Annotated in this window: 15 protein-coding genes; 10 read left to right on the plus strand and 5 right to left on the minus strand. The window is 69.7% G+C overall.

Features of this window, described 5'->3' with window-relative positions; genetic code table 11:
- Window positions 1-166 precede the first annotated feature (166 nt).
- Window positions 167-1,507 (plus strand): lysine N(6)-hydroxylase/L-ornithine N(5)-oxygenase family protein, encoded by a 1,341-nt coding sequence (locus IE278_RS23510; RefSeq protein ID WP_189775233.1) that lies wholly within the window; start codon window positions 167-169, stop codon window positions 1,505-1,507.
- Window positions 1,508-1,588: 81 nt separating this feature from the next.
- Window positions 1,589-2,359: a thioesterase II family protein gene (locus tag IE278_RS23515; protein WP_189775234.1), complete on the plus strand. Its 771-nt coding sequence runs from the start codon at window positions 1,589-1,591 to the stop codon at window positions 2,357-2,359.
- A gap of 503 nt (window positions 2,360-2,862) precedes the next feature.
- Here IE278_RS23515 and IE278_RS23520 read toward each other — a convergent pair.
- Window positions 2,863-3,705 carry a DUF4097 family beta strand repeat-containing protein gene (locus IE278_RS23520; RefSeq protein ID WP_189775235.1) on the minus strand — a complete coding sequence of 281 codons (843 nt, stop codon included), beginning with the start codon at window positions 3,703-3,705 and terminating at the stop codon, window positions 2,863-2,865.
- A gap of 337 nt (window positions 3,706-4,042) precedes the next feature.
- Entirely contained in the window at window positions 4,043-5,242 is a 1,200-nt protein-coding gene (locus IE278_RS23525) for an IS701 family transposase (protein ID WP_246570546.1), read from the minus strand.
- Between the two features lie 792 nt (window positions 5,243-6,034).
- Between IE278_RS23525 and IE278_RS23530 the strand changes: the two genes are divergently transcribed.
- A complete protein-coding gene (locus tag IE278_RS23530) occupies window positions 6,035-6,604 on the plus strand; it encodes an LmbU family transcriptional regulator (protein WP_246570547.1) in 570 nt (189 codons plus the stop codon).
- Between the two features lie 142 nt (window positions 6,605-6,746).
- On the opposite strand, the gene IE278_RS23535 is transcribed toward IE278_RS23530, so the two are convergent.
- Both IE278_RS23535 and IE278_RS23540 read right to left on the minus strand, forming a co-directional pair.
- Window positions 6,747-7,391: an FMN-binding negative transcriptional regulator gene (locus IE278_RS23535; protein WP_189775237.1), complete on the minus strand. Its 645-nt coding sequence runs from the start codon at window positions 7,389-7,391 to the stop codon at window positions 6,747-6,749.
- Between the two features lie 339 nt (window positions 7,392-7,730).
- On the minus strand, window positions 7,731-9,242 hold the full coding sequence (locus tag IE278_RS23540) for an FAD-dependent monooxygenase (RefSeq protein ID WP_246570548.1): 1,512 nt from the start codon (window positions 9,240-9,242) through the stop codon (window positions 7,731-7,733).
- A gap of 357 nt (window positions 9,243-9,599) precedes the next feature.
- Between IE278_RS23540 and IE278_RS23545 the strand changes: the two genes are divergently transcribed.
- The 7 genes from IE278_RS23545 to IE278_RS23575 all read left to right on the plus strand — a co-directional run bounded on the left by IE278_RS23545 (window position 9,600) and on the right by IE278_RS23575 (window position 19,408).
- Entirely contained in the window at window positions 9,600-10,118 is a 519-nt protein-coding gene (locus tag IE278_RS23545; protein WP_189775238.1) for a hypothetical protein, read from the plus strand.
- 77 nt (window positions 10,119-10,195) lie between these two features.
- Window positions 10,196-11,047, plus strand: coding sequence for a DUF4097 family beta strand repeat-containing protein (locus IE278_RS23550; protein WP_189775239.1), 852 nt, complete (start codon window positions 10,196-10,198; stop codon window positions 11,045-11,047).
- 196 nt (window positions 11,048-11,243) lie between these two features.
- Window positions 11,244-12,233: an ATP-binding cassette domain-containing protein gene (locus IE278_RS23555; RefSeq protein WP_189775240.1), complete on the plus strand. Its 990-nt coding sequence runs from the start codon at window positions 11,244-11,246 to the stop codon at window positions 12,231-12,233.
- Window positions 12,230-13,024, plus strand: a complete 795-nt coding sequence (locus tag IE278_RS23560; protein WP_189775241.1) for an ABC transporter permease — start codon at window positions 12,230-12,232, stop codon at window positions 13,022-13,024. The genes IE278_RS23555 and IE278_RS23560 overlap by 4 nt, the downstream gene beginning before the upstream one ends.
- 297 nt (window positions 13,025-13,321) lie before the next feature.
- A complete protein-coding gene (locus IE278_RS23565; RefSeq protein WP_189775242.1) occupies window positions 13,322-17,275 on the plus strand; it encodes a glycoside hydrolase family 2 TIM barrel-domain containing protein in 3,954 nt (1,317 codons plus the stop codon).
- 97 nt (window positions 17,276-17,372) lie between these two features.
- A complete protein-coding gene (locus tag IE278_RS23570) occupies window positions 17,373-18,899 on the plus strand; it encodes an AlkA N-terminal domain-containing protein (RefSeq protein WP_281403188.1) in 1,527 nt (508 codons plus the stop codon).
- Window positions 18,896-19,408 (plus strand): methylated-DNA--[protein]-cysteine S-methyltransferase, encoded by a 513-nt coding sequence (locus tag IE278_RS23575; protein WP_246570549.1) that lies wholly within the window; start codon window positions 18,896-18,898, stop codon window positions 19,406-19,408. The genes IE278_RS23570 and IE278_RS23575 overlap by 4 nt, the downstream gene beginning before the upstream one ends.
- On the opposite strand, the gene IE278_RS23580 is transcribed toward IE278_RS23575, so the two are convergent.
- A complete protein-coding gene (locus IE278_RS23580) occupies window positions 19,405-19,896 on the minus strand; it encodes an NUDIX domain-containing protein (protein WP_189775243.1) in 492 nt (163 codons plus the stop codon). The genes IE278_RS23575 and IE278_RS23580 overlap by 4 nt on opposite strands.
- Between the last annotated feature and the right edge of the window lie 22 nt (window positions 19,897-19,918).

Raw genomic sequence — 19,918 nt, forward strand, 5'->3', positions numbered from 1 at the left:
ACCGGGTGCATGTGTGTCCCGTCGGTGGGGAACACACGCATGGCCCCCATGGATGCTCCGAAACAACGGTGCGCGTCGGCGGAGTCCGGCGCACTCGAATGGTTCATCGTGCCGGTCGAAGACGCGGCCAGCGCATCGCGCAGCTACGCCAGCGGGAGAATTCTCTATGAGCAGTCACGAACACGAGATCTACGACGTGGTCGGCATCGGATTCGGTCCTTCCAATCTGTCGCTCGCCATCGCCCTGGAAGAGAGCCGGGCGAATGGTCTGGAGGGTGGGATCAACAGCCTCTTCTTCGAGCGTCAGCCCTCCTTCGGCTGGCACCGCAACATGCTGCTGCCCTCCGCGACCATGCAGATCTCCTTTCTCAAGGACCTGGCGACCTTCCGTAATCCGACGTCGGGTTTCAGCTTCATCTCGTACCTGTACGCGTCGGGGCGGCTCTCGCAGTTCGTCAACAACCAGGATTTCTTCCCCACGCGCCAGGAGTTCCACCAGTACCTCGAATGGGCGCAGGCGCAGGTGTCCGACCGGGTCGCGTACGGCTCGGAAGTGACGTCGGTCGGGTTGCGTCCGGGCGCCGATCCGGAACTGTCGGACCGGCTGCGACTGGAGGTGGCGGACGCCGCAGGCCGGGTCAGCCGCGTGGTCGAGGCACGGAACGTGGTGATCTCGACGGGCCTGGTACCGAGCATGCCCGAGGGGACCGACCGTGACGAACGGGTGTGGCACAGCTCCGAGTTCCTGGAGAAGTACCGCCGCATGAACCCCGCGGAACTGCGTCGGGTGGCGGTGGTCGGGGCGGGCCAGAGCGCCGCCGAGATCGCCAGGTTCCTCTACGACGAGCTTCCGCACGCCCAGGTGTGGGCCGTCATCCCGTCCTACGGCTACTCCGTCGCGGACGACACCCCCTTCGCCAACCAGATCTTCGACTCGGGGGCCGTCGACGACTACTACTTCGGCACCGAGCAGACGCGGGAGGCGTTCTGGCGGTACCACCGCAACACGAATTACTCGGTCGTCGACGACGAGGTGATCCGGGATCTGTACCGCAGGTCGTACGACGACGACGTACGCGGCATCAAACGCCTGCACTTCCTCAATCTCACGAGGGTCACCGATGTGAAGCGCGCCGGCGCCGAGACCCGCGTCTCGCTGCAGGAGGGTCCCGGCGGCGGGGTGCGCGAACTCGACTTCGACGCGGTCGTCTGCGCGACCGGTTACACCGAGATGGAGCCCACCAGGCTGCTCGGCGATCTCGACCGGTACTGCCTGCGGGACGAGTCGGGCCGGTACCGGGTGGAGCGGGACTACCGCATCGTCACCGAACCCGAGATGCGGTGCGGCATCTATCTTCAGGGCGGCACCGAACACACCCACGGGCTGACCTCCTCGCTGCTGTCGAACATCGCCGTACGAAGCGGTGAGATAGCCGACTCGATCGTCGCCCGGCGGGTGGAACAGAACAGCGAACGCGCGGCCCGGGCATTGTCATCTCCTCTTTGAGAACAACCGGAACAACCGAAATGCGGATCGATGCATGTCTCCGGCGTGCGGAAAAGAGGGTTCTGGGATGAGGGTTCTGGGATGAGGAATCCGGTGGAAGAGCTGTGGGTACGCCGTTTCCGTGATGACGACGGGTGCGGGACGAAGCTCGTCTGCTTCCCGCACGCCGGCGGCTGGGCCCACGCGTACCGCACCTGGCCCATGGGGCTCCCTTCGGACGTCGGCGTGCTCGCCGTCCGGTACCCGGGCCGGGAGGACCGGCTCGACGATCCCTTCCCGTCAGGGCTGGAAGCCCTCGCGGACGACATAGCCGACGCGCTCGGCGAGTTGACGCGGCATCGGCTGGTGCTGTTCGGCCACAGCATGGGGGCTTCGGTGGCGCATGAGGTGGCCGTGCGCCTCCAGCGACGGGGGAGTCCGCCGGCCGCCTTGTGCGTGTCCGGCAGACGTCCACCGCAGGCGCTGGGCGGCCTGCGGAAGCTCTTCGGCACGGACGAGGAGATCATCGCGGACGTCCTGCGCTTCGACGAGAGCCGTGCCCCGGTCTTCGAGGACCCCGGGCTGAGGGAGTTGGTGCTCCCCGCGATCCGCGCGGACTACCGGCTGGTCGACGCCTATCCCGCAGGGCCCCGTCCTCCGCTCGACTGCCCGGTGTACGGCTACACCGGGCACGACGATCCCGAAGTGACCCCGGAGCAGATGCGCGGCTGGGCGGAGACGACGCAGGGCGCCTTCCGGCTCCGGGTACTGCCCGGTGGGCATTTCTACCTCAGAGCCGAGGAGGCCGCGCTGCTGGCGGACATGAGGGACGTACTGGGTCGCCTCAAGTACCGTACGGAAGCCGTCTCCTGACGTACCACCCGGCCCCTGCGGACAAGACGGTCGTCCTGTCCGCAGGGGCCGGTGGCGTGGCGGGCCCCGGAGGACGGGGGGCCTCTCCGGAGCCCGCGGGGCGGTACCGATGAACCGACGGGGACGGCATCGGTACCGTGATCGTGGTCGGCGCTCGGTCGCCGCCGGTGTCTCCACGGCAGCGTCGAGCCTGCTTCGTGGAGAGGGGCCGGCGACGAACATCGGGGCCTGGTCGCCGGGCCGCTCGGAGACAGGGCCACCTTCGCCCTCCGCCTCAGTGGGGCCGGGCTCGCTCACTCGCGTTGTCGTGCAGCACCGAATCTGTGGTGCCACTATGGCACTTATATGACTCTGGCACAAGACCACGGCGGACTGTGAGTGACGGAAATGCGGGTGATCGACCGGATATCGTCGACCGGCCCCGAAGAGGGAATGGCGCCATGCGTGCGGCAATGTGGCGTCATGCAGGTCTGACGTGCGACCCCGCGAGGGTGGGTCCGGATTCATGCCGGGTGGGAACGCTCCACGACGACGTCGCCGCACACGGTCCGGGCCTGGACGCGTACGACTCTGTCGGCCCGCTCGCGCTCCTCCAGGAGCGAGAGGGCCGTGTAGACGGTGCCCGCGGCGGAGTCGAGGGACAGGCGGGCGCTGCTGGCCTCGGCCACACCGACCCGGATGCTGCCGAACGTGGTGGTGGCGACCACACATCCCCGCATCGCCTCCCCGACGTCGATGTCGCCGTGGGTCGTGCGGGCTTCCACGTCGGTGTGTGCCCGGTTGATCCTGATGGCCCCCTTCTCGGCGTGCAGGCGCGCGGCACCGCGCGCCTCCCGCACGGTGGCGTCGCCCTCGCCCTTCGCGCTGATCGTGGTCCTGCCCTCGACCAGCCCCAGGTGGACGTTGCCGCGGTCCGCCGTGACCTCGACCGTGCCGACCGCGCGGGCGACCGTGATGTCGCCCAGGGTGGCGGCCAGTTGAAGGCTTCCGGTGCGGTGGAGCCTGATGTGCCCCAGGCCCGTGCTGAGCCGGCACTCGCCCAGCTCTCCCACTCCGAGGAAGTCCGCGGCGATACCCCGCCCGTGCAGACTGGATCCGATCGGTACGGCCAGCGTCACGATGACCGCGCCGCCGTTCCCGTCCGGCTCCGAGGCGTTCACGAGCAGCCGGCCGTCGGCGTAGTCGATGCGGAGTTGTTCGGTGGTCTGTACGTCGTCCTGGTCGTCGCTGTCGCGCGGACGCGCCGTGACCATCGTCTTGGCGCGGTTGCTCGCGACGATGCGGACCTGGCCGATCGCCAGGCTGAGCCCGACCCGGACAGGTGATGGTGTGTCGAACGTCGGCATGGCGGGCCTCCTCGGAGATGTCTGCGGCCGCCGGTTGGTGCAGACGACGCTTCGTTGCGGCGCCCGGTTCGGCCCCGGGGCGCGAGCCGCCCGATACGGCTCGGTGTGACGATCCCCTTACGCCACGTGATGCCACATTAGTGTCACAACGGCATGTCGGGGTGCGAAACACTTGTAACTTCATGGGGCAGCGAGCGAAACCGGTCATGCACGCACCGACGTCGCCCTGGGAGCGTCGTCCCTGGTGAGGACAGGCAGGGGCGGTCCGGCAGACAGCGGGGGCCGGTCCGAGCCCGGACCGGCCCCCGATCGGAGGAAGAAGCCGCCTGCCGCGTCGCTACGGCACCCGCCGCGCCGTGTGGTGGGACGGCGCGGCGGTGCGCTCGTGCAGGCGCCGGTAGGTGTACGCGGCCGAGACGAGGGCCATGTGGTGGTACCAGCCGGGGAACGAGCGCCCTTCGAAGTCCAGCAGCCCGATGTCCTGCTCCATGGAATCGATCGCGTCCATCGTCCCGGGGTACAGCGCGGCGATCGAGCCGGTGTCCGCGAGAGTGCTGTGGACGAGGCTCGTGAGCCACAGGGGAACCGGCGTGCGGGCGGGCACCACTTCGGTGAAGAGCCGGTAGGGAGCGCCCGGGGAGCTTCCCTGTGAGCCGCCCGTCAGATGGACGAGCGACGTCTGGAGGTGTGTCGCGCGCTGCTTCCCGCCGGGCAGCGGAACGACGGCCCTCTCCAGGCTCTGCGCGGCGAGCAGCGTCCTCGCGCTCACCGGTGCCGGGGCGCTCTCGCCGGCGGGCAGTACCGCCAGATGTGGTGGCACCGCGACGACGAAGTCGCGCCGGCGCCTGGAGAGTCCGTGCAGCAGGTGCCCCACGTCGGGCTCGTCGCTCATGTCCACGAGGACGACGGAGGACGTGGAGCCCGTGCGGGCCGACAGCCGGTCGACGAGCCGGAGTGCGTGCGCCCACAGTGGCTGGTACTGCTCGGACTCCGGTATCCGCGCCTCCCTGCGCCGTTCGGGGTCCTGCGTCCAGGCCGTCGACAGGTGCAGGCACCAGTCGACGGGAAGCTGGGACCCGCCCACGCTCAGGAAGGAGCCCAGTCCCAGCTGGCAGTTGAGCGTACGGCCCGAGGACGGGTCGAAGTAGCGGTTGACACCCACCGACCGGTCACCGCGCTTGGGCAGGACGGCCCGGCTGATGGACCACACGGGTTCGGGACGATGGGCCTTCACCCATCGGGTCAGTTCTTCCATGACCTCGTCGAAGTCCCACGGGCTGAGACTGACGAATTGGCGCAGCGACTGCACGACGGACGGGTCGCGGGAGATCGAGGTGGCGAGTCGACGCACCGACTTCTTGCCCGTGGTGACGAGTAACCCTTGCAAATAGGCGTGTGCCCACTTGCGTTGGTCGGTCCGGCGCAGACTCTGGAAGATCGTGCTGCTGTATCTTTCAAGAGTTAATTCCGAATTGACGGCGTAAGTCGTGTCTCGTGAAGGCGACGAGGCGTTCGTGGTCGCGTGAGTCCCATCCATGCCGCAATAACTCCCCCGAGTTTACTGAGCGTTGTGGGACGAGAGTCTAAGTCGCGCTTCAGTGTGGCGCCACTTCCTGGGGCCGGTGGACTGTCTTGGCGTCACGAGTGGCACCGGGCCCCGGGATGCCCGCCGAAGGATGACGGCTGGATTCCGCTCATGCCTGTCGACGGCGGGCTGTTCGTCCCTGTCGTCGGCGGCGGGGTGGGGACTCCGCGGCCGCAACGCCCGTGACCTGCGCGGGAATTGAGCGCGTGCGCCCGGTCGGGGCGATGGTGCGGTGATGGGGAGCGGCGCCGCGGGTGGCCCGTGGCGCGTCGGGGCGGTTGTCCGAGGGACCCCAACCCCAGGATGCGTACTGAGATCGCGCCATTCAGTGGAGTGGACCACTGACTTGAGGAGGCGTTCGGACTCCGCAAAGTAGTGCTCGATGGTGCCAAGATCCTTGAACTCGCATCTTCGTCAGGATCTACTCGGGACGCGGCAGTTGGTCATCTGGACCTCGGCATGGAACCGCGCAATGCCGGTTCATTCAGGCCGGTAGTGCCCGTCTGTGGAGGATGGTGGCCATTGCTTTTGGGCTGCGTGCAAGAAAACACGGGGTGAGTGCTTTCTGTATTCGAACGGGGAGCCACCGCGAATCCGCTCGGTCGATACGCGAGTAGACACGGAGGCGTGATGAAGAAGCAGGTAGAGGATTGCATTGACACCGAGGTACTCATGTCCGGCGGAGCCCCGGGGGCTGTTCCGGGGCCACGAAGAGCCGGCGGGGTCGATACGCGGAGCGATCAGGTGCTCACCACGAAAGTGGGGCTGCACATACCCGTGGGACTGGCCTTCGAGGAGTGGGAACGCGCGGGCCGCCAGCTCTCCGGGCTGCTCAACTCGTCGTCCTGGTGGCTCGGAGACTGGCTCGTCTACGGCAAGGACCACTATGCCGACCGCTACGAGCGCGGCATCAGCGCGGCCGGACTCCAGTACCAGACGCTGCGCAACTACGCCTGGGTCTCCCGGCGCTTCGAACTGCGCCGACGGCGGCCCGCGCTCAGCTTCCAGCACCACGCCGAGTTGGCGTCGCTGCGCGTCGATGAGCAGGAGGCCTGGCTCGATCGCGCCGAGCGGATGAAGTGGAGCACCAAGAAGCTGCGCCTTGCCCTCCAGGCCGAGCGGGACGGCACCCCGCAGCAGCCGGACGCGGTGGCGGCGACGCGTCGGCTCGCCGTGCCCGACAACCGGATCCAGTGGTGGCACAAGGCGGCGGCCCAAGCGGGCGCCGATCTGGGGGAGTGGGTGACGGCCACGCTCGACGCCGCCGCCGATCAGTTGCTGAAGGAGGCCGACCGGCAACCGCCCCTCGTATGACCGCTCCGTAGGCGTCGGCCCGGCCGGTGCGACGGTCGCGCCCGAGCGCCGGGGTGTCCGCCCGGAGCGGAGAAGGCAAGCGGAGAAAGCAGCGGGGTCCACACGCCAAGGCGTGTGGACCCCGCCGCGCGTGGGGCAGCCGTCACGGCAGACGGTTCATGAGATCCGCGGTCTGCGCGTGCCGTGTGCAGCCGCGCCCGCTGAACGACTGAGCCACTCGCTCACGAACCTCTGGGCGCTGTTCCTGACTGAGCTTGAACATTCCCTCGGCCTTGGTCACCCGGACACGGAACGCGCCCACGGCGGGCACTATCTTGCGGAAATATTCGAGGGATTCGGTCATGTCCCAGCTGTCGCCGAATTCCTTTTCGAAAGCCTGCACCGTGGCCTGTACGACGCCCAGCGTCTCCTCCGTCGATTCGATCCTTTCCACGACTCCGTGCACGTGCACCGATGTGAAGTCCCATGTCGGCGCGGCCGGTGTGAAGTCGTAGACGGTAGGCGAGACATAGGCGTGCGGACCGGTGAATGTCAGCAGGATCGTCGTCCCGGTGTCCAGCGCCGCCCAGTGCGGATTGGCGCGGTTCATATGACCCAGCAGGGGCATGCCGGACAGGTCCGCCGCCATGCGTTCCTCCCCTCCGGGGTCGATGATGACCGGCAGGTGGGTGGCGAACGGCCCGTCGGCGGGCGTTCCGTTGCTGGCCATCAGAGCCAGCGGGTTCTCGCGCATCAGACCGACCATCCAGGAGACGTCCGGTTCTCGGTATTGGCTGGGGACGAACATGCAGCGCTCACCTTTCGTGGGGTGACGAGAACAAGGACATCGCGGTGTCGAGTCCGTAGGGCGCCGAAATGCTGCGGCGAATAGTCGGCGAAATCACCGCGCTGTCCTGTTGGCAGGACAACGGGGGCCTCCATCGTGGACCGTCCGCAGCCTCCGGTGCAACGAATGCAAGAACCGGATCAGGGATTCACCGGAAATTGGTGCCGGCCGCCTCGATTCGAGGTCGCGAGTTGTTCCGGGCAGCAGCAGGCGCTTGGAAAGAACCCATTCGGGCCGCGGGGGAATTCATGGCCGACCGTCGGCGGCACCGGCCGTGAACCGGTCGGGTCGGTCGGTGTCTCACCCCTGAGGACGCGGGCCCAGCCAGGTGGCGAGGGCGGTCCGGAGCGCGGAGGTGTCGGGCGCGTCGGCGGCGGACGCCCAGGCGACATGGCCGTCGGGGCGGATGAGAAGCGCGGCGGGAGCGGGGATCCGGCCGACGGCCGGGACGCGCCAGTCGTCGTCGCTGCGGGCCTCGACGAGGTCGACGAGGCCGGCCCACTCCCCGGCGACCGCCGCCACCTCGGCGCTGCCACGCAGGTCGAGCAGCACGGGACGGGCGGTGTGCAGCAGCTCGTGGACGCGGGTGGCGCCCTCGGGCGTCTTGAGGTCGGCGTCGGGGACCCGGCGGCCCGTCAACGGGTGGTCGCCGTCGAGCGGGTACCGGATGTCCAGCGCGGTGAGCATGCCCGCCAGATACCGGTTGACATCGTCGAACGCGATGAGCGAGCCGAACACGTCGCGCAGCGCGTCCGTCTGGGCGCCGGGACGGGTCAGGGCCGCCTGCGCCCGGGTGTTGTGCAGCACGCGCTCCGCGACGGGGTGGCGCTCGGCATCGTAGCTGTCCAGCAGGCTCTCCGGCGTCTGGCCGCGCACCACCGAGGCGAGCTTCCAGCCGAGGTTGACCGCGTCCTGCACTCCCATGTTCAGCCCTTGCCCGCCGGCCGGGAAGTGGGTGTGCGCCGCGTCGCCCGCGAGCAGCACCCGGCCCTCCCGGTACCGGGCGGCCTGCCGTGCGGCGTCGCCGAACCGCGAGACCCATTTGGGGCTGTGCATGCCGTAGTCGGTGCCCGCGAGCCTGATCAGCGACTCGCGCAGCTGCTCGAACGTCGCGGGTTCGTCGCGGCCCGCGACACGGTCGTACTCGGATGTGATCACCCGGTACCAGCCCGGCTCGAAGGCGATCGCCGAGAACTCGCCGCTCGGACACCGCCGCGCCCAGATGTATTCCTCGGCCAGGTCGGGGAGTACGACGTCGCCGATCAGCGCGGTCATCGTCGCCGGAGTGCCGGGGAAGGCGATGCCCGCCAGTTTGCGCACCGTGCTGCGGCCGCCGTCGCAGCCCACGAGGTAGCGGGCGCGCAGCGTCGCGGGGGAGGCCTGAGCCGTACGCAGCTCGACCGTCACGCCGGCCTCGTCCTGGCGGATCCCGGTCACCTCGGACGACCTGCGCACCCGCACGCCGAGCTCGGCGGCCCACTCCTCCAGCAGCCGCTCGATGGCGGACTGCAGGATCATCAGCGGGTAGGGGTGCCTGGACTCGGATGCGTCGAATTCCAGCATGAGCCCGGAGAAGTGGCCCACCAGCTGCGGTTCGCCGACGGCCAGGAAGCGGTCCAGGACTCCACGCTGGTCCAGTGTCTCCAGGGTGCGGGAGTGCATTCCGCCGGCTCGCGACTCGCCGGTCCGGTCGGCGAGCCGCTCGACCACCTCGACGTCGACGCCCCCCAGCCGTAGTTCGCAGGCGAGCATCAGGCCCGTAGGTCCGGCGCCCGCGATCACCACGTCCGTGTCCATGCCGGTGTGTCCCACGCGGTTTCCCCCTCATTCCACTGCGCCGCCGAGGTCGTTGAGTCATCTCCACGTTCACGGAGGTGGATCAACCGGTCAAGACAACTCCGGTGCCGGGGCGAGCAGTTGTGGAAAGTGCCCTGTCCCGCCGGCAGGACGGTGCCGCGACGAGGCGGAAGCGATCCCGGACGCCCGCACGGCACTGTCATATCGAGACCGAGAAACTGCTGCCGGGCTCGATGGTGCCAATGTGCCACCGAGGGGGATGCCCTGGTGTCTCGGTGTTCTTGCAGGTCAGAGCGTATGAGTCAACGTGAAGGGAAAGTTCTGCCTCTCGTCGACTTGAAAGTGGAGCCACTTTGGTGCCATGATAGCTTCATGGACTTGAGGCCGTATGTTGACACTCTCCGCCGCGAGCTGGCAGTGGCCGCCGAAGCAGGCGGGGACGAAGCCCGCGAGCTGGCCGAGCGGCTCACCGCTCCGCTGGAGTCGGCGGCTCACCTGACTCTGCTCAACGCGCTCTCCGCCGCGATGGACGAGGTCACCCGTGAGCTCGCTCCCGGGTCGGTCGACGTACGGTTGCGCGGGCTCGACCCGGAATTCGTGGTGACGCCGCCGTCCGGCGACCACAGCTTCGAGCCGCAGGGCGCCACCGCCGCACCGCCTCCTGCGATGCCGGTCGAGGACGGTGACGGCGCCACCGCGCGTATCAACCTCCGGTTGCCCGCCCACCTCAAGGCCCGTACCGAGGAAGCGGCCGGCCGGGAGGGCCTGTCGGTCAACGCGTGGCTGGTGCGCGCCGTGGCGTCCGCCGTCGAGGCCGGCGCCGGCGCCCCGGTACCCGCCGGGGAGAGAGCGATGACCAGCGGCCGGAACTTCACCGGCTGGGTGCGCTGAGCGCCCACTGCCCACACCGCCCCACACCACCTTCCACCAGCGAGAACACCTCGACGACCCAAGATGACGGGACAGCCATGCCTTCTTTCGACACTCCTGAACCGATCGCCGTCGCGTTCCGTGTGGATGCGGGAACGGTCCGGCTCATCGCCTCCGAACGCTCCGACACCGTCGTCGACGTACTGGCACGCGACCCGGAGAAGAACGCCGACATCAAGGCGGTCGACCAGACCCGGGTCACCTACGCGGGTGGCACCCTGACCGTCGCGGCGCCCAAGACGCGCTACCCGCTCGGGCGCACCGGGAGCGTCGACGTCGTGGTCGAACTGCCCGCCGGTTCCCGGGTCGAGGTGGACGGATCCTGGACCGAGGTGCGGGGCGAGGGGCGGCTCGGTGAGGTCCGGGTGAAGACGTCGAGCGGCGACGTCCACCTGGATGTCACCGGTCCGCTGCAGCTGACCGCGTCCCACGGCAGCGTCACCGTCGGCCATGTGCAGGGGCTCGCCGAGATCACCACCAGCTCCGGCAGCCTGCGCGTCGGCACCGTCGACGGGAACGCGGTCCTGAAGAACTCGCACGGCGCCACGACCGTCGGAGCCGTCGTCGGCGAGCTGCGTGTCAAGGGCGCGCACGGCGACATCCTCGTCGAGCGCGCCGAGAGCTCCGTCATCGCCGCGAACGCGCACGGCACACTGCGCGTCGCCGATGTCGCCCGCGGGACCGTCCAGCTGGAGACGTCCTACGGCGGGATCGAGGTCGGTATCCGCGCGGGCACGGCCGCCTGGCTCGACGTCAGCTCGGAGAAGGGGCGCGTGCACAACGCGCTCACCGTGGCCGACGGCCCGGACCCGGAGGAGTCCGGGGACTCCGTCGAGGTCCGGGCCCGTACACGGTGGGGCAACATCGAAGTCCGCCGCGCCCGCGCCTGAGCCGAGCACCTGCGCCCGACCCTCGACGCCTGAGCACCCGCGCCCGACCGCCCACGCCTGAGCACCTGCGTCCGACCGCCAGCGCCTGAGCACCTACGCCTGAGCACCCGCGCCCGACCGCCTGCGCCTGAGCATCCGTCGCAGAGCAGTACCTGGCTCCCACCCGTCCCTCACGCCTCTCGACCAGGAGGGCTCCATGCCTTCATCTGTCATGCCCACATCCAATGAGGGCGCCCACCCGTCGCCCACCGCCGTGTCCGCCATCGGGCTGCGCAAGTCGTACGGCGACAAGGTCGTCCTCGACGGCATCGACCTGCGTATCCCGGCCGGGTCCGTGTTCGCCCTGCTCGGGCCGAACGGCGCCGGCAAGACCACCGCCGTGAAGATCCTCTCCACCCTCATCACCGCCGACGCCGGCGAGATGCAGGTCGCCGGGCACGACCTGGCCACCGCTCCCCAGGCCGTGCGGGCCGCCATCGGTGTCACCGGCCAGTTCTCCGCGGTCGACGGGCTGATCACCGGCGAGGAGAACATGCTCCTCATGGCCGACCTGCACCACCTGCCCAAGGGCGAGGGGCGGCGGGTCACCGCCGAACTGCTGGAGCGCTTCGACCTGGTGGAGGCCGCGAAGAAGCCCGCCTCCACCTACTCCGGCGGTATGAAGCGCCGCCTCGACATCGCCATGACCCTGGTCGGCAACCCCCGGATCATCTTCCTCGACGAGCCGACCACCGGCCTCGACCCGCGTTCGCGCCACAACATGTGGGGCATCATCCGCGGCCTGGTCTCCGACGGCGTGACCGTCCTGCTCACCACGCAGTACCTGGAGGAGGCCGACGAACTCGCCGACCGCATCGCGGTGTTGAACGACGGGAAGATCGCCGCCGAGGGCAGTGCCGATGAGCTGAAGCGGCTCATCCCGGGCGGGCACGTCCGGCTCCGCTTCACCGACCCGGCCGCCTACCAGACAGCCGCAGCCGCGCTGCGCGAGGTCACCCGCGACGACGAATCCCTGGCGCTGCAGATCCCCAGCGACGGCAGCCAGCGCGAACTGCGCTCCATCCTCGACTGGCTGGACTCGGCCGGTATCGAGGCCGACGAACTCACCGTGCACACCCCCGACCTCGACGACGTGTTCTTCGCTCTGACCAGCAGCACCACCCAGCCCAAGGAGACCGTCCGATGAGCGCCCTGACCCTCGCCGTCCGCGACACGAACACCATGCTGCGCCGCAACCTCCTGCATGCCAGGCGCTACCCGTCCCTCACCCTGAACCTGCTGCTCACCCCGGTGATGCTGCTGCTGGTGTTCGTCTACATCTTCGGCGACACCATGAGCGCGGGCATCGGCGGCGGCGGCGCCGACCGCTCCGAGTACATCGCGTACATCGTCCCGGGCCTTCTCCTGATGACCATCGGCAGCACCACGGTGGGCACCGCGGTCTCCTTCGCCAACGACATGGCCGAAGGCATCATCGCCCGCTTCCGCACCATGGCGATCCACCGCGGCTCCGTGATCACCGGGCACGTCATCGGCAGCGTCCTGCAGTCGGTCATGAGCGTGGTCTTCGTGGGCGCCGTCGCCGTGGCCATCGGCTTCCGTTCGACCGACGCCACGCTGCTGGAGTGGCTGGCGGCGTTCGGGCTGCTCACGCTGTTCGCCCTGGCGCTCACCTGGATCGCGGTCGGTATCGGCCTGGTCAGCCCGAACGCCGAGGCCGCAAGCAACAACGCGATGCCGCTGATCCTGCTGCCCCTCTTCTCCAGCGCCTTCGTCCCGGTCGACTCCATGCCCGGCTGGTTCCGGCCGGTCGCCGAGTACCAGCCCTTCACTCCGGCCATCGAGACGCTGCGCGGACTCCTTCTCGGCACCGAGATCGGCCACAACGGGTGGCTCACCATCGGCTGGTGCGTGGGCCTCACGGTACTCGGCTACTTCTGGTCGACCGCGAAGTTCAGCGGCGACCCGAAGAACTGACGTTCCGCCGCACTGGCCCCGGGGCGAAAAGCCCCGGGGCCAGTGCCTTTTCGTGCTCCACCCTCGCCCGCCGGCTCTCAGAATCACACAGAGCCCGACAGAGTCATTGCTCCGTTTGTGTTCGGGTCCTAGGGTTTTCTGTGGCTCACCAGGTGTCTTCGTCCTCAGCAGTCGCATTCTGGCCCGACATCAACTTACGTATGCCATCCGTATGCCCACTGCATCGACCAACATCGACCAGACGTGACGCTCCCTCAGTTCGCGCACCCCACTGTCGTACCGAGGAAGGCCCCAGCCATGCCGCACCCGCGCCCGTACCTGCCTGCGCACGCGACTCCTGTCAGCCGTCGTCGACTTCTCGAGGGCGGGGCCGTCGTCCTCGGCGCGCTCGCCCTGCCCTCGTCCGCCGCCACGGTCCACGCGGCCGGCCTGCCCGCCGCGGCGGACGGATCCCCGGAGTGGAACGGAGCCATCGACGTCTTCCAGGTCGGGACCGAGCCGCCGCACACCACCCTCACCCCGTACGCGGACGTCGCACAGGCGCTGGACGGCGACCGCACCCGCTCGCCGTACCGGATGAGCCTCGACGGGACATGGAAGTTCGCCTACGTCGACCGCCCCGACGACCGGGACCCCGACTTCCACCGCACCGACGTCGACGACAGCTCCTGGGACACGATCCCCGTCCCCTCCTGCTGGCAGCTGCACGGCTACGACTTCCCGATCTACATCAACATCACGTACCCCTACTGGGGCCCCAACGGTCTGGGCGAGGAGCCGCAACCGCCGGCCGCCCCGACCCGGTACAACCCCGTGGGCCAGTACAGACGTACCTTCACCGTGCCGAGGGGCTGGTCCGGGCGGCGGACGTTCCTGCACTTCGAAGGGGTCAAGTCCGCCCACTACGTGTGGATCAACGGAGAACTGGTCGGCTACCACGAGGACTCCTACACCCCCGCCGAGTACGACATCACCGAGCACCTCAAGCCCGGCACCAACCAGATCGCGGTGGAGGTGTACCGCTACTCCGACGGCGACTGGCTGGAGGACCAGGACATGATCCGGCTGAGCGGCATCTTCCGCTCGGTCCACCTCTACTCCACCCCGGCCGTGCACCTGCGTGACTTCAAGCTGGACACCCCGCTGAGCGACGGCTACCGGGCCGCCGAACTGTCGGTCACCGCGAGCGTGCGCGACTACGGCGGCCAGGACGGAGACGACGGGGGTGACAGGTACGGCGCCGGGGGGTCGTACTCCGTCGAGACCCAGCTCTACGACGCGCGCGGGCACGCCGTCTGGTCCCGCCCGCTGCGCCAGGGCGTCGACCTCGGCTCCGCCCCGGCCGGCGAGGACGTGACCGTACAGGCCGCGAGAGCCGTGCCCGCGCCGAGGCTGTGGTCGGCCGAGGACCCGTACCTGTACACGGCCGTGCTGCGGCTGCGCGACCCGGCGGGCAGGGTCGTCGAGACGCTCTCGCACCGGGTCGGTCTGCGCGAGTTCGCGCTGACGGACGGGCTGATGCGCGTCAACGGCCGGCCCGTCTCCCTGCGGGGCACCAACCGGCACGAGATGCACCCCGACCGCGGCACCGCGCTCACCCGCGCGGACATGGTCCGGGACATCGAGATCATCAAGCGGACCAACATCAACAGCGTCCGCACCTCGCACTACCCGAACAACATCCACTGGTACGAGCTGGCCGACGAGTACGGCCTGTACCTGGTCGACGAGACCAACCTGGAGACCCACGGCATCCGCGACGAGTACCCGGGCGACCACCCCGACTGGAGCAGGGCGTGCGTGGCCCGCGCCCGGAACATGGTCCACCGCGACAAGAACCACGCCTCCGTCGTCATCTGGTCGCTCGGCAACGAGGCCGGCGGCGGCAGCACCTTCGTCGCCATGCACGACTGGATCCGCTCGTACGACCCGACCCGTGTCATCCAGTACGAGGGCGACGACCGGCCGGAGATCAGTGACATCCGCTCGGAGATGTACGACAGTCCGGCGCGCGTCGAGGCCCGGGCGAAGGACACCTCGGACACCCGCCCGTACGTGATGATCGAGTACTCGCACTCGATGGGGAACTCGACCGGCAACTTCAAGAAGTACTGGGATCTCATCCGCCGCCACGACGTGCTGCAGGGCGGCTGGATCTGGGACTTCGTCGACCAGTCCCTGACCACGCCGGTCCCCGCACGCACGCTTTTCACGGAGACCGGGCCGGCCGCGGTGCGCGGCGAGATCCAGGCCGCCGGCGCGACCTTCGACCGCAGGAAGGGCCTGTCCGGCAGCACCGTCTTCGCCCGCGACCCCGGACTCGACCTCACCGGCTCCCTGACCCTGGAAGCCTGGGTCACCCCGCACGTGACGGGCTACCACCAGCCGCTCCTCACCAAGGGCGACACCCAGTACGCCCTCAAGCAGACGAGCGAGAACCTGGAGTTCTTCATCCACGGCGACGGCCAGTGGATCACCGCGACCTGGCCGCTCCCGGACGACTGGACCGGCCGGGAACACCACGTCGCGGGCGTCTTCGACGCGGCGGCGGGCACCCTGACCCTCCATGTCGACGGCACGGTCAGGGCCACCCGGACCACCACCCGGCGGCCCGCCGTCAACACCGCGCCGCTCTCGCTCGCCACGGACGTCGACAACCCCACCCGGGAGTTCAGCGGCAGCATCCGGCGGGCGCGCGTCTACGCCCGGGCCCTGTCCGCGGCCGAACTCGCCTCCGAGAGGCGCGGCCCCGGCGACGACGGAGTGCGGTTCTGGTTCGACGCGGCCACCGTGAAGGTGACGGGGAAACGGCCCGGGAGCCGCAACTTCTTCGCGTACGGAGGTGACTGGGGCGACCACCCGAACGACGGGGCCTTCGTCGCGGACGGCATCGTCACCGCCGACCGCGGCCACACCGGCAAGGCCGCGGAGGTCAAGCGGATCTACCAGGCGGTCAACGCCGCGCCGGCGTCGTACGGGAAGACCCTCGCCGTCGGATCCGCCGGAGCCGCCATCACCCTCACCAACGAGTACCTGTTCACCAACCTCCGCGAGTTCGACGGTAGTTGGACCCTCGTCGCCGACGGCCGGACCGTGCGGCGCGGCAAGCTGAGCCGCGCCCAGCTGGACGTGCCCCCGCTCAGCGGCAAGGACATCACCGTGCCCGTCAGACTGCCGGCGGACCCGGCGCCCGGCACGGAGTACTTCCTGCGCCTGTCCTTCACCACCAAGGAACGCACCAAGTGGGCCGAGGCCGGCTTCGAGGTGGCCGCACAGCAGCTCCCGGTCGACGCCGGCAGCCCGGCCGTACGGCAGGTGCCGCTGGACCGCGTGCCCCGGCTGCGCCACCAGGACGGCGAGCGGTCCGTCACGGTGAGGGGCGACGGCTTCTCCGTGACCGTCGACAAGAAGACCGGCACCCTCACCTCGTACGAGGCCCGTGGCGCCCGTCTCCTCACCTCCGGGCCCGTGCCGAACTTCTGGCGGGCACCGACCGACAACGACCGGGGCAACGGCCAGCACGTCCGCAACCAGACCTGGCGCGACGCCGGGACCCTGCGGAAGGTGACGGACGTCAGCGTCGCCACCCTGCGCGACCGGGCCGTCCGGATCAAGGTCACCGGAACCCTGCCCACCACCACCGCGTCGACGTACACCACCACCTACACGGTCTTCGGCAACGGTGAGATCAAGGTCGACAACACCCTCCACCCGGGCGCGGCGAACCTGCCCTACATCCCGGAGGTCGGCACCCTGCTGTTCCTCCCGGGCCGCCTGGAGCACCTGCACTACTACGGCCGCGGCCCCGAGGAGAACCACTGGGACCGCAACGACGGCACCGACGTGGGGCTGTACTCCGGGACCGTCTCAGAGCAGTGGACGCCCTACATCCGCCCGCAGGAGAACGGCAACAGGACCGACGTCCGCTGGGCCGCGCTCACCGGCCGCGACGGCGCCGGACTGCTCGTCTCGGGCGAACCGCTCATCGAGGTCAACGCCTCGCACTTCACCCCCGAGGACCTGTCGGTGGGCACACGCCACGACTACCAGCTCACCCGTCGGGACGAGGTCGTGCTGCGCGTCAACCACCGGCAGATGGGGGTGGGCGGCGACAACAGCTGGGGCGCGCACACCCACGACGAGTACAAGCTCTTCGCCGACCGGGACTACTCCTACACCTACCGGCTGCGCCCCCTGACCGATGTGGACAGGGCCACGGCGGCATCCCGGCGGCCCACGGCCGATCAGTGACGGCGAGGGAGGCGGGGGAGAGGGGGAGCGGCCGGGCCTGAGGCAGATGTCGGATTCCCGCCAGCCATCGCCCTGACCAAGGGCGATGCTGGGAGGCATGCAGAACGGGATGCACGCCGAGACCGAGCGCTGTGTGCGCGCCGTCCAGTCGAAGGACGCCCGCTTCGACGGATGGTTCTTCACCGCGGTCCTGACCACGCGGATCTACTGCCGGCCCAGCTGCCCCGTCGTGCCTCCGAAGCCGGAGAACATGACGTTCTACCCGAGCGCCGCCGCCTGCCAGCAGGCCGGGTTCCGGGCGTGCAAGCGCTGCCGCCCCGACACGAGCCCCGGCTCGCCCGAGTGGAACCGGCGCGCCGACCTCGTGGCCCGCGCGATGCGGCTGATCGGCGACGGGATCGTGGACCGCGAGGGCGTACCGGGGCTCGCGACCCGCCTCGGATACAGCACCCGGCAGATCGAACGCCAGCTCCTCGCCGAGCTGGGCGCGGGCCCGCTCGCCCTGGCCCGCGCCCAGCGCGCCCAGACGGCACGCCTGCTCATCGAGACGACACCGCTCCCGATGGCCGAGATCGCCTTCGCGGCGGGCTTCTCGTCCGTCCGCACCTTCAACGACACCGTCCGTGAGGTCTTCGCGCTCGCCCCGAGCGAGCTGCGCACCAGGGCGCCCAAGGACCGCGCCGGCCGCACCAACTCCCCCGGAACACCAGGGGTGTTGGCGCTCCGCCTCCCCTTCCGGGCCCCGCTCAACCCCGACAACCTCTTCGGCCACCTCGCCGCGACCGGCGTACCCGGGGTGGAGGAGTGGCGCGACGGCGCGTACCGGCGCACCCTGCGGCTGCCGTACGGCCACGGAGTCGTCGCGCTCACTCCCGAGCCCGACCACATCGGCTGCCGGCTCACCCTCAGCGACCTGCGCGATCTGACCGTCGCCATCAGCCGCTGCCGCCGCATGCTCGACCTGGACGCCGACCCGGTCGCGGTCGACGACCAGTTGCGTACGGATCCGGTGCTGGCGCCGCTCGTCGACAAGGCGCCGGGCCGCCGCGTGCCCCGTACGGTCGACGAGGCCGAGTTCGCCGTACGGGCCGTGCTGGGGCAGCAGGTGTCCACGGCCGCCGCCCGTACGCACGCGGGACGCCTGGTCACGGCCCACGGCGAAACGGTCGACGACGCCGAAGGCGGCCTCACGCACCTCTTCCCGTCCGTCGAGGCACTCGCGGCACTCGACCCCGAAGCGCTCGCCATGCCGGCCACCCGCCGGACCACCCTCACCACACTCGTGGGCCAACTGGCCGACGGCACCCTCAATCTGGGCGTCGAGGGCGACTGGACGGAGACCAGGGCCCGGCTGCTCGCCCTGCCCGGTTTCGGACCCTGGACGGTCGAGGTCATCGCCATGCGCGCGCTGGGCGACCCCGACGCCTTCCCGGTCACCGACCTCGGAATCCGCTACGCGGCACGGGACTTGGGCCTGCCGTCCACTCCCGCCGCGCTGACGGCACGGGCCGCGGACTGGCGGCCCTGGCGCGCGTACGCCGTCCAGTACCTGTGGGCGACAGGCACGCACCCGGTCAACTTCCTCCCAGAACCGGCAGTTCACGCACCGAAGGAAGCACAGTGAAGCAACCCCTGAAACAGCACACGAAGCAGCACACCGTCATCGACAGCCCGTACGGCCCGCTCACCCTGGTCGCCACCGACGGCGTCCTCAGCGGGCTCTACATGACAGACCAGCGCCACCGCCCGCCCGAGGAGAGCTTCGGCGACCCGGACGACGCACCGTTCGCGGAGACGACCGAGGAGCTACGAGCCTATTTCGCAGGAGAGTTGAAGGACTTCTCCGTGCAACTGCATCTCCACGGCACCCCGTTCCAGCGGTCGGTCTGGGCGGAGCTGCGCAGGATCCCGTACGGCGAGACCCGTTCGTACGGTCAGCTCGCGGACGCCCTCGGCAATCCGAAGGCGTCGCGGGCGGTGGGCCTCGCCAACGGCAAGAACCCGCTGGGGATCATCGTGCCCTGCCATCGCGTGGTGGGCGCGGACGGCAGCCTGACGGGCTACGGCGGCGGCCTGGAACGCAAGCAGCGGCTGCTGGAGTTCGAGCGGGGAGAACGAGCGGGGAGCGTCTAGCCGACGCGGTCGCCGTTCTCCAGTTCCGCCGTTCCCGTCCCCTCCACCAGCACGTCGAGTGCGGTGACCACGCGGCGGCCCAGGGAGCCCGGCATGTGATCGGTGAGCTCCTCGCGCGGGACCAGCCGCCAGGACAGCAGCTCCGACTCCTGGAGGCGGATCGACTTGAACTGCTCGTCAGTGAGGACTCCGCCGTCGTACAGGTACGCCACGATCGGGGGCCGCTCCGTGCCGGGCACCCAGTCCACCGCGAGCAGCCTGCCGATCTCCAGGTCCAGGCCGATCTCCTCAAGGGTCTCCCGGTGGGCGCCCTGCCTCGGGGTCTCCCCGGCGTCCGACTCCACGGTCCCGCCCGGCAGCGCCCAGCCCTCGCGGTAGTTGGGCTCGACGAGCAGCACACGGCCCTCGGCGTCACGGAAGAGAGCGGCGGCGCCGACGAGCACGCGGGGCAGGCCCGCGATGTACGTGGCGTAATCAGGGGTGGTCATCGGGCCAGGGTAGCGAGATCGA

The sequence above is a fragment of the Streptomyces tauricus genome (assembly GCF_014650955.1).
GTDB classification, from domain to species: Bacteria; Actinomycetota; Actinomycetes; order Streptomycetales; family Streptomycetaceae; genus Streptomyces; species Streptomyces tauricus.

What these genes read in the sequence shown, in the direction of transcription:
- IE278_RS23535 (WP_189775237.1), bottom strand. Translation starts at nt 7,391, where the DNA reads ATGTTCGTCCCCAGCCAATACCGAGAACCGGACGTCTCCTGGATGGTC.
- IE278_RS23525 (WP_246570546.1), bottom strand. Translation starts at nt 5,242, where the DNA reads ATGGATGGGACTCACGCGACCACGAACGCCTCGTCGCCTTCACGAGAC.
- IE278_RS23565 (WP_189775242.1), top strand. Translation starts at nt 13,322, where the DNA reads ATGCCGCACCCGCGCCCGTACCTGCCTGCGCACGCGACTCCTGTCAGC.
- IE278_RS23510 (WP_189775233.1), top strand. Translation starts at nt 167, where the DNA reads ATGAGCAGTCACGAACACGAGATCTACGACGTGGTCGGCATCGGATTC.
- IE278_RS23560 (WP_189775241.1), top strand. Translation starts at nt 12,230, where the DNA reads ATGAGCGCCCTGACCCTCGCCGTCCGCGACACGAACACCATGCTGCGC.
- IE278_RS23520 (WP_189775235.1), bottom strand. Translation starts at nt 3,705, where the DNA reads ATGCCGACGTTCGACACACCATCACCTGTCCGGGTCGGGCTCAGCCTG.
- IE278_RS23515 (WP_189775234.1), top strand. Translation starts at nt 1,589, where the DNA reads ATGAGGAATCCGGTGGAAGAGCTGTGGGTACGCCGTTTCCGTGATGAC.
- IE278_RS23555 (WP_189775240.1), top strand. Translation starts at nt 11,244, where the DNA reads ATGCCTTCATCTGTCATGCCCACATCCAATGAGGGCGCCCACCCGTCG.
- IE278_RS23580 (WP_189775243.1), bottom strand. Translation starts at nt 19,896, where the DNA reads ATGACCACCCCTGATTACGCCACGTACATCGCGGGCCTGCCCCGCGTG.
- IE278_RS23550 (WP_189775239.1), top strand. Translation starts at nt 10,196, where the DNA reads ATGCCTTCTTTCGACACTCCTGAACCGATCGCCGTCGCGTTCCGTGTG.
- IE278_RS23545 (WP_189775238.1), top strand. Translation starts at nt 9,600, where the DNA reads ATGGACTTGAGGCCGTATGTTGACACTCTCCGCCGCGAGCTGGCAGTG.
- IE278_RS23570 (WP_281403188.1), top strand. Translation starts at nt 17,373, where the DNA reads ATGCAGAACGGGATGCACGCCGAGACCGAGCGCTGTGTGCGCGCCGTC.